This is a genomic window from Thermosphaera sp. (assembly GCF_059755995.1).
The window spans coordinates 1-13,559 of record NZ_DBOUKL010000047.1 but is presented as its reverse complement, the minus strand read 5'-3'; the positions used below and the strand labels follow the sequence as shown (position 1 = coordinate 13,559).

Below are 13,559 nucleotides of genomic sequence, written 5' to 3'. Positions count from 1 at the left end.
AAATCCCTCTGGAAATATACTTCTATTGATAGCCGGGTCGTCTAGCGGCCAAGGATGCGGGGCTTTGGTCCGCTCGGAAGATACCCCGCGACCGGGGTTCGAATCCCCGCCCGGCTATTATTAAGTTAAATATTCTCCGGCAAGATATTAACTCACAGTGGTGCAGAGTTTGACGGAACTGGTTTACCAGCATGATTCTTATCTGAGAGAGTTGGAGGCCACAGTCCTCAAGACTCTTCCAAACAAGCTCATCCTGGATAAGACAATCTTTCATCCCAAGAGCGGTGGTGTTGATAATGACACGGGATGGGTTGTTCTCAAAGGGCTTGAAATCCCAGTGGTAAACGTATATTATGACAAGGATTCAGGATTATTGATCCACGAGCTTGAAAAAGGAGTGGATGCTCCCGTAGGAGTCAAGGTGTGGTTGAAGCTTAACTGGAATAGGCGATACAGGTTGATGAGGCTTCACACAGCTGCACACATATTATCGGCTATAATGTACAGAGACTACAACGCCCTTATAACCGGCGGAAACATCTCCGAGGAATACGGGTACGATGACTACAGCATGGAGGTTTTCGACAGAGAAGCATTCCTAAAGGCTGTTGAAAAAGCGAACGAAATTGTTAAACAGGCTCTGGAGGTAAGAATCTACTGGCTACCACGAGAGGATGCGCTGAAGATACCTGGCGTGGTGAAGCTGGCTGCTAAAATGCCGCCCTCCGTGGATAGGCTTAGAATAGTTGAGATACCTGGGGTTGACGTGCAGGCAGATGGCGGTCCTCACGTGAGGAATACGTTGGAGATAGGTGAGATCGTTCTCCTTAGGATTGAGAACAAGGGGAAGAATAAGAAGAGGATTTACTTCACCGTGCAACCCTAGGTGGTTTTATGGCATTGATCGAGCTGAAGCATGCAGGGCTGAAGGTCAGCAGGCTCGGTCTTGGAACATGGCAGTTTTCATCAAAACTGTGGGGTACAAGCCTGTCCACGATGCAGGTTTCACTGCTCTTAAGCACGGCAATGGCACACGGTATAAACCTGATCGATACTGCTGAAATATATGGGAATGGGAGATCGGAGAGGCTGCTCGGCGAAGCTGTTCTCAGACTCAACGCCCGGGAAGAGTTCGTAGTGGTAACGAAAATCGCTGGATTCCGCAAACCTGCTTTCGAAGAGTTCCTGAAAGCATTTAAAAACAGCCATAAGAGGCTGGGGTTTAAACCGGATATAGTTCTCCACCACTGGCCTCCTCGGAAAAAGGATGAAATATGCCGTGTTGTCAACGCTCTGGAATCCCTTGTGACCCAGGGCTACGTTACTGCTTACGGGCTGTCAAACTACGGGTTGAAGGAGCTGGAGGAAGCGTTAAGCTGTACTAAGAGATTAGAGCCTGTTGCCAACCAGCTACAGTACAGCCTCGCGTACAGATTGGTGGAGAACGAGCTCCTCGACTACATGAGAAAAAACAATATAGCCTTATTAGCGTGGAGCCCTCTCGCTAAAGGAGCCCTAGCCGGTTTAACAAGGGCTAAGACGTTTGCCCAGAGAGTGGACAGCGTGTTTAAAACCGCTTCAGAAGACAGGGAGCTTCAAGACGCGTTGAACCAGGTGGCTGTGAAGCACGGCGCACCTAAATCAGCCGTAGCCTTAGCATGGTTGATTAACAAGGGCGCAATACCCATTGTCGGAACCACTAATCCTGCAAGAATTACAGAGTATGCTAAGGCTTTATCAATAAGTCTTGACAGCGAAGACATGGAGTTGCTTGATAAGTCCTCTGAGAAATACGTGAAGCACTGGGGTTTAATCTATAGGCAGCCCACCCCTCTCGCGTCAATGCCCCGCAGACTCCAGAGACTGCTCGTCGCCCTGATGCGGGGAATATAGCTTGAGAATACGGGTAACCCGTCACGTAGCACTTCTAGTCATCATTATTGGAGCAGGGCTGATAGTCAGGCTTTCCCTAGCTCCATACACGAGCGGTAGCGACATAGCCCAGTTCGCAGGCTTCGCTGATACTTTCCTATCTAAAACCCTTTGCTTTTTCAAATACTCCAGTACAGGATCGCACATAGGTGAAAACTGGCCGTATCCATGGCCATACCCGTACGGCCCCATCCTAGTAATTCTCTTATCAGTCCCGAGAATGCTTGCGCCGACACCTGTAGCCCATTTCTGGAAGGCAGGAGTATACCATGTGTACGTCCCAGTGGACTGGATCATCGCTTCTAAATCAGTTTTCATACTATTCGATACCTTATCGGCATTAACCATTTACCTTATTGTTAAACAACTATCTCCTCGGAAGGCACTGTTAGCAACAGGTTTTTACTACTTAAACCCTGCTACAATCTACATCTCATCAATATACGGAATGTTCGACGCGGTAGCGTTCTTTCCTCAAGCATTATCCATTCTCCTTCTTCTAAAACGGGGCATCGACTCTGTTAGAGACACTGTTATAGTGTCTGCTCTCGCAGGTCTCTCCGTCGCAGTAAAGCCTAACGTTATTTTGCCAGCACTTGTCATTGCAGCTTACGCTTGCAGACCTTTCCTTAAAGAGGTGAAGAGGGTGGTTGCCGGGGTTTTAGGCTTCGCAACCGGCTTGCTTATTACTTACATGCCCTTCGAGCTCTTCTGTCCTGGAAGCTTAATTATATACTACCAGGCTTTGAAAAACACTGGTACACCAGGATACACACCGCCTCTCTGCTACAGTTTCAACGGGTTCTCAAGCCTTGCAACCTATATGAATTCGAAAACAGGCGGAGACTTCACCTGGGTGACGTCGAACTGGTGGATCCCTGTTCTCCTCCTATTCACTCTCCTCTTCTTGAAGCTGTTTAAAGAACGGTTCAGCATGGAGTCCGCGCTAGAGAATTTTTACATCTCATACTTGATATTTCTAACCACCTACTGGAGGGTTAATTATCAATACTTCGCCCCGATGATGGGTTTCACCAGCATGTACTTTGTCATAGACCGCTTCAATACTTGCAGGAGAGGTTTGTCAATAATATACTCAATCTTCGTGATTATATGGTTCTTCATGTTTCCGGTGAGCTGGTGGGGGCATGCTCACATAGAGAACCCCAACTACTGGGTTATCAGCCTGCTGGATTCAATCTCCCTAATGGTTTTCGCCGAGGAAGCCTACTTACTGTACAGTATTTTACTGACTCTTCTCGGCTACGTCGTGCTCACGGCTTTCTTTCTGCCCTTGAAGCAGGAGTGCAATGGTCAAGTATCGAGGGATCCTCTAAATCCGGGGTAATGTCTAAGCCTTCCCTCACCGTTTCACATATCTCCCATGGAAACACAACCCACTTGTCAACTACTTCATAGTAGTAGTCAGGCTTAAGCGGGCTCCACGGCTTGACGAAGATAGCCAGGGACTTCAACCCTGAGTAATTGTATTTTGACAGTAAATCTACTACAGTGTTTATTGTTCTCCCAGACTCTATGACGTCGTCAACGATGAGGATTTTCTTATAGTCAAGCCTGGGAAGAGCCGTGAAAGTCACGAACGGCTTCTCCCCCCTCTTGTCAATCCCCTTGTAGAATTTCACGCCCACATAGCCTATCTCATCAATACCTAGTATGTCGCCAATTATTCTCGCAGGTATCAGCCCTCCCTTGACAATCGACACTATCGTGTCAGGGCTGTACTCCTCGAGAACTCTTTTCGCCAAGATAGACAAGGCTTTATGTATCTCTAACCAGCCAATATACCTGTACTTAATGTTGGAGACCATGGGTTTTCTTATGGAGGAGTAGATTTATAAATCAAGAATTTTCATAGATTCTCATGGGCGCATGACCAAGTATGTTTTCATAACAGGAGGCGTTCTATCAGGCCTCGGGAAAGGTATAACCACAGCCTCCATAGGCTTACTCCTGAAAGATGCTGGCTACACTGTTACCGCTGTGAAAATAGACCCCTATCTGAACGTTGACGCTGGAACAATGAATCCTTACATGCACGGCGAGGTATTCGTCACCTATGACGGTGGTGAAACAGACCTCGACCTAGGGCATTACGAGCGCTTTCTCAACACCGACTTGTCTAGAAACAACAACATAACATCTGGTCAAATATACTTCAGCGTCCTGGAGAAAGAGAGGAGAGGGGATTACCTGGGGCAGTGTGTCCAAGTTATCCCGCACGTGACTAACGAGATTAAGGATAGGATTAGAAGGATTGCGAAGGACTCGGGGTCTGAAATAGTTCTAGTCGAGGTAGGCGGCACGGTGGGAGATATTGAGGGTCTCCCATTCCTTGAAGCGATTAGGCAGCTCCGCGTCGAGGAAGGAGTGGCCAACACTATGTTCATTCACGTGGCACTAGCCCCGGTCCTTTCTAGCGGCGAGGTTAAGACGAAGCCTGTTCAACACAGTATTCAAGAACTGAGGAGAATAGGTATCCAGCCAGACGCCATAATAGTTAGATCGCTAACCTATCTCGACGATGATGCGAGGTATAAGATAGCCTTATACGGTAACGTGCCCTTGAACGCTGTGTTCAGCAGTCCCGACGTGGACTTCATCTACAAGGTTCCCTTAATCCTTCACCAGCAAGGTGTTGCAGACTATGTGTTAAACAGGCTGGGATTGTCTAAGAAGAGAGAGATCAGGCTTGATGAGTGGAAAGGGTTTATTAAAAACTATGAGGAATCAGCTAAGCCTGTGAAAATAGCCCTTATCGGAAAATACACTAAGGTTCGAGACAGCTACATCAGCATAGTGGAGGCCCTGAGACACGCTGCTGTCTGGGAAAAAGTCAGGCTAGTTCTAAACTGGTATGAGGCAACCGAGATTGAGCAGGGCATGCAAAACCCTGAGGAATTACTCGAGAATGATGGAGCCATCCTTCTCCCAGGATTTGGGAGAAGGGGGAGTGAAGGTAAGATCAAGGCTATAAAACTGCTCCGGGAGAGCGGTAAGCCAGTTCTGGGCATCTGCTTCGGCATGCAGTTAATGGTTGTGGAAGCAGCCAGGAACGTGCTAGGATTAACAGGTGCTAACAGCACCGAGCTGGACCCGGCGACTCCCTATCCTGTGATAGATTTGCTTCCAAGCCAAAGAAACATTTCAAGCATGGGGGGAACCCTTAGACTTGGTGATAAGAAGATAGTGATAGTGAAGAATACGAGGGCGTGGGAGGTTTACAACGCGCCCGAAGTCTATGAGAGGCACAGGCACAGGTACGGGGTAAACCCGAGGTATGTCGAGGTTTTGGAGAGGGCGGGGTTGAAAGTCAGTGGCTGGAGCGAGGAAGGCTTCGCCGAGATAATTGAGCTAGCGGATAATAAAGTGTTCTACTTTGGAACACAGGCACATCCTGAGTTTAAAAGCAGACCGCTCAGGCCCAGCCCCGTGTACAAATACTTCGTTAAGCAGGCGATCCAGGGTTACAGGTAAAAAATATTTGCCTTTCAAAACATTGTTAAAAACATACCCGATGATGAGCCGTCAGGCGTCTAGCCGAACGGTGAAGAAACCTCCGGCTTTGAGGGGCTTTTAAACATTATAAAAGCCCTACACAATACTATTTAGATCGGCCGGGGTGCCCGAGCGGTCTAAGGGGGTGGGCTCGAGACTTTCCGGCTTCTCCCGGGAGACCCACTGCCCCCTGCGGGGCGCGCGGGTTCGAATCCCGCCCCCGGCGTTAAGTTTTTCATGCCTGTTCTTCAACAATGTTTAAATATTTGTGGGGATAAAGTTAATGTATAAAAGTGGGGTTGGAAATGCGTATTTTTTATACGCGTATAGAGTGTATGGGGAAAACTCGTATTCACGGAGAATGTAGGAGTTTCAAATCCTTCCCACAAGTAAATCCTGTGTAGGTGGTTATATGGTTGAACTCACCGGTGAACTACTCCTACAGGTGGTTATTGCCGCGGGGGTTCTGGCCGCAGTAGCTCTTGGATTGTTTACATATCTTATACTTGTAATAAAGCGAGTGTATAAGAGTATTGAAGATTTCAAAGGAATAAGGATCATAGAGAACCTTGACAGGGCTAGGAGAGTGGAGGTTGAAATACCGGGATTACTTGGCAGGATAAGCATTCCTTATGAAAAGCTCCCCGACTTCCTCAAAACAATCGGGATCCCTCCATGGATAGTTACTGGGCAGGTGGTCTCCGTTGAACAGAAACCAGCCAATCGTGACGAACGCGTTTTAAAAATATATGAGAAACTATCTGGGTTAGAGTTCTCCAGGGAAACGGGGAAGGTTAAATGCCCTGAGCACGGCTGGCAAGATTTTACGATTGATGAGGAAGGAAGACTCTTATGCAGTGCTGGAAACCATGTGCTATACGATCCTGTTCAAAAGCTTGCTGAGAAGGAAAAAGAGGTTGCAGAGCTGAAAGCGCAGTTGGAGAGGTTGAAGCAGGAGGTTGAAGAGCTTAAGCAAGCTGCTCAGCAGAAACCCGGCAAGGGTAGGAAAGAAGCTTCCACCGGGAAGGCCCCCTCCCGTGAAACCCCTCCCCAGGAGCAGCAATAGCTTGTTATAACCCTAACTTTTTATCACTTCTTTATTAATATAGCGCATAATTGATTATTATCCCACTATGATAATTTCAAATTCCTGGGCTAGAACGATTTAGAAGAGTGCGGGGGGTGGGATTTGAACCCACGCAGGCCTACGCCATCGGGTCCTAAGCCCGACCCCTTTGACCAAGCTCGGGCACCCCCGCATCATTTTGATTGGATAATTCAGGAGTTAATTTAAACTTAACCCAGAAAAGAATAGGTTAGCCTAGTTCCGCAACGATTTCCGACTTATCCTTGAGCACTAGGGCTCTTCCACCAGTGGGTTTCACAAGCTGTGTTCCACAGACCTTGCATCTCGTGGGGAAAGATGCGTGGCTGAAAACAATGTTTTCAGCGCCGCAGGTTTTACATATTACCTTGTAGAAGCGGCTTCGAGGCTGAGGTATGAGTAGTTTCCTCTTCCTCATACCTACTTACCCACCTCTACCAGCTCAGCCTTCTTCAACCTTATACCCTCGGTGTGGAAGGTATATCCGCACTTGGTGCATTTAAGCTTTAACACGGTCTTCTTAGTTACCTTGGCGAAACGCTTCTGCTCAGGCTTCCTTTTTGAGCCGTAGCCTTTCTTCTTCCTAGCATACCTTCTCTCTCCCTCGGCAAGGCTCCTTCTCTTACCGTGCTTGTAGATCGCTACTGAGTGGTCGGTGTGTGTCCTGCACTTGGGGCAGTATGTCGTTATTACCTTCGGTATCCTCATTCGTAAACACCTTCAATTAACTCCTTTAACGTGAAAATCCTATTAAAAATATTACCATCTCCTATCCTTCAAACCCATGTAGTAAGCCAAGTTGTTCGCGGCAACATGGAGAAGCAATATGAGCAGGAAGGTTGAAATAATGTAGCCAGGGTTTTCCGCGAACTCCTCAAAACCTACTGCAAGGTAGAAGAGCGTGGAGAATGTTACGAAGTCAAGCTGGTCGACCACCGGGAGCGGGTCACCGGGTTTAATCCCCAGCCTCCTTTTAAGGAAAGCCCCTGCTAAATCCCCTAAAAGCCCGAAGAGGCCTGCAAGCCCCCCGATAATGTAGAAGGGGTTGTCGAAAACAATAGAGATGAGCGAGCTCGCTACAAAAGCATAGGTAACACCTATGAGCAAACCCTCCCAGGTCTTGTTCGACCCGAGCAGAGGTCTCCTGTCGACGAAGGCTCTACCGGAGTCTATTCGAAACACGCCTTTAACAAGTACTGGAGTCCCGTTAGCAACCATTACTGGGATGTAGAATTTCACCAGCCAGTACACATACTCCTCTATCATGCTACACCCACACTGCTCCCTTCTCATTTATTTCAAAGTAATTAACCAGGGGCACCTTATATTTTGGCTTGACAAGTTTGACAAACCTTTTATCCCTTTCAAACCCTACTTGAAACACCGTGTCGAAATAGTATTCCAAGAGGCTCATGCCGGAGGCTTCAACATCATCCTCTCCAGCCCGAACCTGTGCTGACGCCAATACTTTAAAACCCTTCTGCACGCTCATGCTTCTTAAAAAACCCAGTGAAAAAGTGAACTTGGCTAGGGAAGACTCCTCGTATGCAACCGCTCTGTAGAGAGAGTTGATGCTGTCTACGACCAGGATTCGAAAATCCATGTAGCTAAGCTGTAGGAACAGTTCCAGCAGCTTGTCAAGCTCGTGAACCTCTGCGAACAACGTGTTAGCATAGTTTTCAGCCTGCTTACCCACTTTCTCGTAGTGCAACGTTTCCTCAGTGGAAATGTAGAGGCAGGGGCCGTCCTCCCTGCACAAATCCCTTGTCAGGGTCAGCAAGATATTGGTTTTACCGGCTCCCGCTACCCCGTAGAACAAGCACATAGCGGACTTCGAAACCAGGTCGTGAATCCTTAACCCCCTGCTCCTTATCGCAATCCCCAATAGATATTATAAGCCGGGGAATATTAACCATTATAATGGTTTAAGAGGTTGCAGAAAAAACACCTTGTCATCGCCATCTACAACCCTGAATGGTTTATGCAGGTCCGGGAATTATTGAGGAAGCGGGGGGTGTTATTCAGCTACTACTATGAACCCGGTGAAATCCCGTTATCAAGCGTCTTCTACACCGATCACAAGGAGATTGCTGACAGCGTCTCCGAGAGAAAGGATTTAGAAGTGGTTTACGACCCCAAGCATGACTGCAGGAAGATCGAGCAGGCGGTTTTAGCCACATATCTAATTGAAAGCTTCCGCGAACTCGTCATAGGCGTTGATCCAGGAAAGTACATCACTTATGTCGCCCTAGGTGATGGAACCCTGGTAGACTATGGGAAAACCGATCTCCTCGGCTTCATAAAGGATTTGAAGTATTTTCTAGAATGCATTCCCTCGCGGAGCTTCCGGGTGAAAATAGGGGCTTCGCCTAAAGGATTAGAGCTGGTGCAGGTTTTAAGCAAGGAGTTTAGAATACCTTTTGAAATAGTATCCGAGGAGAAAACCTCCCCAGCTATTGAAAGCCGCGACGAAATCCGGTATATAGCCGGGAAGATGAAAAGAGGGCTCAGGCCTTTCAGGTTCAAGGACGTGTACGCGGCTTACCGGATAGCTTTGAAAAAGGGTGTTGAGGTGTCATGACACCCGAGCTAAGCGTTTCAAAAGGGGGCTTCTTAAAGGTTTACGGGCCTGTGAGCATACTTGTCAAGAAAGGCGCCATAGATGTTCTCGGAAAAGTATTCGTTGAAAAAACTAGGGTGATAGTTCATAAAACTAAAACCTACATAATCCGGGCCCTTGAGGATTCAGAACTGGACTTGGTGATGGGTGAAGAAGCCTCCGTGCAACCCCTCGAGGAAGACGACCCCTACCTTGCCAAGTACGCTCTCAGCCAGGAACTGGCCTCAAACCCTGGTAGACTAATAGTGCTGGTGGGCGGGACCGATAGCGGTAAATCATCTTTCGCAACCCTCTTATCAAACATTGTGTTGCAGAAGGGCGGGAGCCCCGCAATAGTTGATGGTGATGTAGGCCAGTCAAATATTGGACCACCCGGTTTCGTATCAGCTGGAAGGATTACGGAGCCCGTGCTATGGGTAGGGGAGGCTAAGCCGGAGAAGCTACGGTTCATCGGTGATGTAAAGCCTCACGTAAACATCTGGAAAATAATAAATGCTGTTAAAGAACTAGCCTCCGAATACTTCAAAGCCGGGAGCACTCACGTTATCGTGGATACTGACGGCTGGATCAGAGATGAAAAAGGGCTGAGGTACAAGGTTTCACTTATTTCAGCTCTAAAACCAGATGTTATAGTTGTTTTCGGAGCCGATATCTCCCCTTACTTCAGAAAGTTCAGCGCTCACGGTGTTAGAGTGGTAGAGTTCAATATACCTGCTACGAGGAAGGTTAGAAGCAGGGATGAGCGGAGAATTCTTAGAAGCATGAAATATAGAGAGTTTCTTCACGAGGCACCAGTAGTTAAACTCGATTTTGAAAACCTAATCATCAATGGTCTTCCCATCCTTGAAGGTGTTCCAGTAGATGTTGCAAGCGTGGAGAAATACGTTGAAGGAAAAATCTCTCACGCTTCACTTCTCCCAGATAAGCTCTACTTAGCCGGCAGTGTAAGAAGGGTTGAGGAGGAAGGGTTGAAAAAGGAGTTTGGAGTGGCTAAAATAGCTGTTTTCGAACCCGGCGCCGAGAGAAATCTCTACGCCGCCGTCTCCAACGGCAGCTTAGACTACCCTGCTTTAATCGATAAAATTGATTTCCAAGGGAGGAGGATAATTATTAAAACAAGGTTCACGGATAAGATTAGTGAGCTGAAGGTTTCAACAATAAAGCTCAGGGATGATTTCACCGAGGAGTTTTTGGAGGTGTCCTCTTGAACCCTCTACAGTTGATACGTGAAACAGCCCGTAAAGCCGGAAAACCCGTTGAGGAGTTAGGAAAAGTAGAGAGAGATTATGCAATCACCCGGTTAGCATCCTCAAACCGTGGAAAACTCTTCCTGTTCGAACTTGAAGGAACAGAGTTCACAGGCTACACCAACCTGGTGACTGCGAGGAAAGACGTGTATGCTTTGTTTGAAGCTACCACAGACTTAGAGGTTTACAGTAGAGTTATTAAAGCATTGGAGAATCCTGCACCGCTCGATACCGTGGAGTTCGACGACTACTTTGAGAGAAGGGACTACACGCTTGACTCTCTCCCATTCGTGAAGTATTATAGGGATGATGGTTCACGGTACTTGACAAGCTCCATATACATCATCTGCTACGAGAGGACGTGCAACGCTAGCTACCATAGAACCATGTACAAATCCCCTGCAGAAGCCCCGATTAGGGTAGTCCCGAGGCAGCTCCACTTCCTGATGAAGAAATACCATGATAGAGGCGTTGACGCCCCAGTCGCAATGGTTCTTGGGGCAGACCCCTATTTCGAGTTAGCAGCTGCGATGACTCCCCCGTTAGGCGTTTTCGAAGCATCCGTGGCAGCGGCAATGTCGGGCTACAACAAGGTTGTTAAAACCCCATTGTACAAGATACCTGTACCTGCAAACGCCAGCGTAGTCGTGGAAGGAGTCTTATCAAGAGAACTCGCCGAGGAGGGGCCTTTCACAGACATACTGATGCTCCTGGATGGTAAGAGGCTTCAGCCGGTTTTCAAACCAGCAGGATTCTACGTTAACAAGCACCAAACCCCACTATTCCACGCAATAATCCCCGGGTTATGGGAGCACCAATTCCTAATGGGCTTCCCTAGGGAGCCTTTAATATACGAGGAGGTTAGGAAAGTAGCCCCAGGGGTTGTGAAGGTCCGGCTAACCGAGGGCGGGGGCGGATGGCTCCACGTAGCCATATCGTTGAAGCAGAACTCCCCTGGCGAGGCGAAACTAGCAGGACTAGCTGCGATATCTGCCCACCCTAGCGTTAAACACGTGTTCATCGTTGACGAAGATATTGACGTCGACAATCCATTGGAAATAGAGTGGGCGTTGGCTACCAGGCTTAAAGGGAGCGAGGACATAATAATCTTAAAAAATATCAAAGGCAGTACTCTAGAACCCAGGAGCAGGGAAGGGGTTGGGGATAAGATTATTTTCCTCGCTGTGAAACCATTCAATGAACCATGGGATAAGTATAGGAGGGTTGTTGTCGAGTAATGTATCTCACTCCTTTTCAGGAGAGAATGCTTAAAGGAGAGTTCGGATGGGTTTACGCTAAAGCGCTCGAGATAATTGTGAAAGTAGGCGAGGCCCTGGGCTCTGACAGACTTGTGGAAATCACACATGCACACGTATCCGGTGTCTCATACTCGAACATAGGCGAACCCGGGCTGGAGTTCTTAAGAGACTTCTACAGGGAGAGGCCAAGGTTCCGAGTCTACACCACCATAAACCCAGGCTGCGTCGACTACGGAATGCTCTCCCAGGTAATTGACAACAAGTATTTCAGCAAGCAGGCATTGATAGATGAATCACTGGTTGGAATGGGCGGTAAGCCCGTGTTCACCTGCATACCCTACTACCATAGACCGCCGATGCCGGGCGAGCACTTGGCATGGGGCGAGAGCAGTGCCGTGATTTTCGCCAACTCCTACTTCGGGGCTAGAACAAACCGTGAGGGCGGGCCCTTAGCGCTGGCTTCAGCCTTAACCGGTTTCACATATCTTCACGGTCTTCATAGTCTTGAAAACAGGGTTGCAAGGGTTCTGGTCGAATTATCACCATTAATTGATAATAAGCCCCTATCTCTAGCCGGCTTGTGGATTGGGGAAAACATTAGGGACATCCCCGTCGTAAAGATTAGGGAGAAACCTTTACACGAGATTAAAGCTCTACTGGCAGCGATGGCGGCATCCGGATCCCATGCACTAGCAGTGCTCGACGGCATAACCCCTAGGGAAACTTATAAAACAGAGATAGAGGAAACCATTACCCTGGAACCTAGCGACGTGGAAAAATATGTTGGAGAGTTGCCTGGTCTAGGCGGGACTGTTTTAGGATATATAGGATGTCCCCACACGCATCCAGAAGAGCTTGTTGCTCTCAAGCGCTTACTTGAAAAATATCGAGAGCCCAGGAGGGGCAAGCTTCTCGTTACAATGCCACCTGAGCTTGCCTCCACCTATTCTCCCCTGATGAAATTCCTCTTGTCGCGGAAGGTGGACATAGCCTTGGGAACCTGCCCTGTCGTATCCGTGTTAAAGAAGAAATATGATTACATGTTGACGAATAGTGGAAAGGCATATTTCTACATGAGGAAGATACATGGGCTTAAAGCAGGTATTGCAGGCTTAAAGGAGATAGTTGAAAGCATCTACGCTTAATCACAATGGGGAGGGGGAAACGTGAGTTTGAAATGGAGGATTAAACGAGTGGTTGATGGCGACTGCTCCGGAGAACCTGTTGTTTTAAACCAGTACTTAAGCTTCTTCGGTGAAGTAGACCCTATCAGAGGAGTTGTCAGAGCAGACGTTGGCGAAGTTGAGATGGCTGGAAGAGTGCTTGTTTTCAAGGGTTCGCGAGGAAGCACTGTGGGCTCATACATCATATATGCTTTGAAAAAGAACAACGTCCATCCATGCTGCATGATCGTTAAGGAGGTGGAGCCTATCTTAATAGCAGGATGCGTGTTAGCGGGCATCCCCCTGTTTATTGTCGAGGAGTTCGAAGAGTTTTCAACAATATTATCCAACAAGAAACTTGTTACACATAGGGAAGGGGAGGATTATGTCACGGTTGAGTAGAGGGTTTTTCATAGTGTTAGAAGGCATTGATGGTGCGGGGAAAACCACGCTTGCGAAAATGCTAATAGACATGTTTAAATCAAAGGGGATGGAGGCTGTTTACACTTACGAGCCAACAGACTCGCTAATAGTTAGAGCCGTTAAAGGGGAGTATTCTTCCTACAGGGATGCCTATGTTGACGCCTTAGCCTTCGCCCTCGACAGGCTTATCCATGTGAAAACCCTGATACAGCCAATGCTTGAGAAAGGGGTTTGCGTGGTCTCGGACAGGTATTTCTACAGCAGTATTGCCTACCAGTCAGCCATGGGGGCTCC

General features: G+C 47.9%; 16 protein-coding genes and 3 tRNA genes. 13 read left to right on the top strand and 6 right to left on the bottom strand.

Going from position 1 to position 13,559, the window contains the following annotated elements; all coding sequences use genetic code 11:
- Window positions 1-30 precede the first annotated feature (30 nt).
- The 4 genes from AC3OH0_RS04985 (at window position 31) to AC3OH0_RS04970 (ending at window position 3,280) form a co-directional block, all read left to right on the top strand.
- A tRNA-Gln gene (locus AC3OH0_RS04985) sits at window positions 31-117 on the top strand.
- 52 nt (window positions 118-169) lie between these two features.
- Window positions 170-886, top strand: a complete 717-nt coding sequence (gene alaXM, locus AC3OH0_RS04980) for an alanyl-tRNA editing protein AlaXM (protein ID WP_193436800.1) — start codon at window positions 170-172, stop codon at window positions 884-886.
- Between the two features lie 8 nt (window positions 887-894).
- Window positions 895-1,893, top strand: coding sequence for an aldo/keto reductase (locus AC3OH0_RS04975; RefSeq protein ID WP_498344987.1), 999 nt, complete (start codon window positions 895-897; stop codon window positions 1,891-1,893).
- 1 nt (window position 1,894) lies between these two features.
- A complete protein-coding gene (locus tag AC3OH0_RS04970) occupies window positions 1,895-3,280 on the top strand; it encodes a putative hexosyltransferase (RefSeq protein ID WP_498344986.1) in 1,386 nt (461 codons plus the stop codon).
- On the opposite strand, the gene AC3OH0_RS04965 is transcribed toward AC3OH0_RS04970, so the two are convergent.
- Complete coding sequence (locus AC3OH0_RS04965; RefSeq protein ID WP_193436797.1) at window positions 3,207-3,761, bottom strand: phosphoribosyltransferase; 555 nt, start codon at window positions 3,759-3,761, stop codon at window positions 3,207-3,209. The genes AC3OH0_RS04970 and AC3OH0_RS04965 overlap by 74 nt on opposite strands.
- A 61-nt stretch (window positions 3,762-3,822) precedes the next feature.
- On the opposite strand from AC3OH0_RS04965, the gene pyrG reads away from it, so the two are divergent.
- The 3 genes from pyrG to AC3OH0_RS04950 all read left to right on the top strand — a co-directional run bounded on the left by pyrG (window position 3,823) and on the right by AC3OH0_RS04950 (window position 6,514).
- A complete protein-coding gene (gene pyrG / locus AC3OH0_RS04960) occupies window positions 3,823-5,427 on the top strand; it encodes a CTP synthase (RefSeq protein WP_498344985.1) in 1,605 nt (534 codons plus the stop codon).
- A gap of 139 nt (window positions 5,428-5,566) precedes the next feature.
- A tRNA-Ser gene (locus AC3OH0_RS04955) sits at window positions 5,567-5,674 on the top strand.
- A gap of 186 nt (window positions 5,675-5,860) precedes the next feature.
- Window positions 5,861-6,514 (top strand): hypothetical protein, encoded by a 654-nt coding sequence (locus AC3OH0_RS04950; protein WP_193436795.1) that lies wholly within the window; start codon window positions 5,861-5,863, stop codon window positions 6,512-6,514.
- Between the two features lie 108 nt (window positions 6,515-6,622).
- Here the strand turns inward: AC3OH0_RS04950 and AC3OH0_RS04945 are convergent.
- From AC3OH0_RS04945 to AC3OH0_RS04925, 5 genes are all read right to left on the bottom strand, one after another.
- Window positions 6,623-6,707: transfer RNA gene (locus tag AC3OH0_RS04945), tRNA-Leu, on the bottom strand.
- Between the two features lie 57 nt (window positions 6,708-6,764).
- The gene (locus tag AC3OH0_RS04940) at window positions 6,765-6,971 is read right to left on the bottom strand and encodes a 30S ribosomal protein S27e (protein WP_193436794.1); all 207 of its coding nucleotides are present in this window, start codon (window positions 6,969-6,971) and stop codon (window positions 6,765-6,767) included.
- A gap of 2 nt (window positions 6,972-6,973) precedes the next feature.
- On the bottom strand, window positions 6,974-7,261 hold the full coding sequence (locus AC3OH0_RS04935) for a 50S ribosomal protein L44e (RefSeq protein ID WP_013130023.1): 288 nt from the start codon (window positions 7,259-7,261) through the stop codon (window positions 6,974-6,976).
- Between the two features lie 51 nt (window positions 7,262-7,312).
- A complete protein-coding gene (locus AC3OH0_RS04930) occupies window positions 7,313-7,819 on the bottom strand; it encodes a CDP-archaeol synthase (RefSeq protein ID WP_193436793.1) in 507 nt (168 codons plus the stop codon).
- Window position 7,820: 1 nt separating this feature from the next.
- On the bottom strand, window positions 7,821-8,438 hold the full coding sequence (locus tag AC3OH0_RS04925) for an AAA family ATPase (RefSeq protein ID WP_193436792.1): 618 nt from the start codon (window positions 8,436-8,438) through the stop codon (window positions 7,821-7,823).
- A 48-nt stretch (window positions 8,439-8,486) separates the two neighbouring features.
- On the opposite strand from AC3OH0_RS04925, the gene AC3OH0_RS04920 reads away from it, so the two are divergent.
- The 6 genes from AC3OH0_RS04920 to tmk all read left to right on the top strand — a co-directional run.
- Entirely contained in the window at window positions 8,487-9,134 is a 648-nt protein-coding gene (locus tag AC3OH0_RS04920; RefSeq protein ID WP_498344984.1) for a hypothetical protein, read from the top strand.
- Entirely contained in the window at window positions 9,131-10,381 is a 1,251-nt protein-coding gene (locus AC3OH0_RS04915) for a Clp1/GlmU family protein (protein ID WP_498344983.1), read from the top strand. Before AC3OH0_RS04920 ends, AC3OH0_RS04915 begins: the two co-directional genes overlap by 4 nt.
- Window positions 10,378-11,658, top strand: a complete 1,281-nt coding sequence (locus AC3OH0_RS04910; protein WP_498344982.1) for a UbiD family decarboxylase — start codon at window positions 10,378-10,380, stop codon at window positions 11,656-11,658. Before AC3OH0_RS04915 ends, AC3OH0_RS04910 begins: the two co-directional genes overlap by 4 nt.
- On the top strand, window positions 11,658-12,824 hold the full coding sequence (locus AC3OH0_RS04905) for an aconitase X catalytic domain-containing protein (RefSeq protein ID WP_498344981.1): 1,167 nt from the start codon (window positions 11,658-11,660) through the stop codon (window positions 12,822-12,824). Before AC3OH0_RS04910 ends, AC3OH0_RS04905 begins: the two co-directional genes overlap by 1 nt.
- Before the next feature lie 21 nt (window positions 12,825-12,845).
- Window positions 12,846-13,244, top strand: a complete 399-nt coding sequence (locus AC3OH0_RS04900; protein ID WP_498344980.1) for an aconitase X swivel domain-containing protein — start codon at window positions 12,846-12,848, stop codon at window positions 13,242-13,244.
- Window positions 13,228-13,559: dTMP kinase (gene tmk / locus AC3OH0_RS04895; protein WP_498344979.1), on the top strand; the 332-nt coding region annotated here is incomplete at its 3' end. The genes AC3OH0_RS04900 and tmk, both read left to right, overlap by 17 nt.

Bases quoted from the DNA above. Each gene is read 5' to 3' on its own strand.
- AC3OH0_RS04905 (WP_498344981.1), top strand. From the start codon at position 11,658: ATGTATCTCACTCCTTTTCAGGAGAGAATGCTTAAAGGAGAGTTCGGA.
- pyrG (WP_498344985.1), top strand. From the start codon at position 3,823: ATGACCAAGTATGTTTTCATAACAGGAGGCGTTCTATCAGGCCTCGGG.
- AC3OH0_RS04930 (WP_193436793.1), bottom strand. From the start codon at position 7,819: ATGATAGAGGAGTATGTGTACTGGCTGGTGAAATTCTACATCCCAGTA.
- AC3OH0_RS04950 (WP_193436795.1), top strand. From the start codon at position 5,861: ATGGTTGAACTCACCGGTGAACTACTCCTACAGGTGGTTATTGCCGCG.
- AC3OH0_RS04965 (WP_193436797.1), bottom strand. From the start codon at position 3,761: ATGGTCTCCAACATTAAGTACAGGTATATTGGCTGGTTAGAGATACAT.
- AC3OH0_RS04915 (WP_498344983.1), top strand. From the start codon at position 9,131: ATGACACCCGAGCTAAGCGTTTCAAAAGGGGGCTTCTTAAAGGTTTAC.
- AC3OH0_RS04975 (WP_498344987.1), top strand. From the start codon at position 895: ATGGCATTGATCGAGCTGAAGCATGCAGGGCTGAAGGTCAGCAGGCTC.
- AC3OH0_RS04940 (WP_193436794.1), bottom strand. From the start codon at position 6,971: ATGAGGAAGAGGAAACTACTCATACCTCAGCCTCGAAGCCGCTTCTAC.
- AC3OH0_RS04935 (WP_013130023.1), bottom strand. From the start codon at position 7,261: ATGAGGATACCGAAGGTAATAACGACATACTGCCCCAAGTGCAGGACA.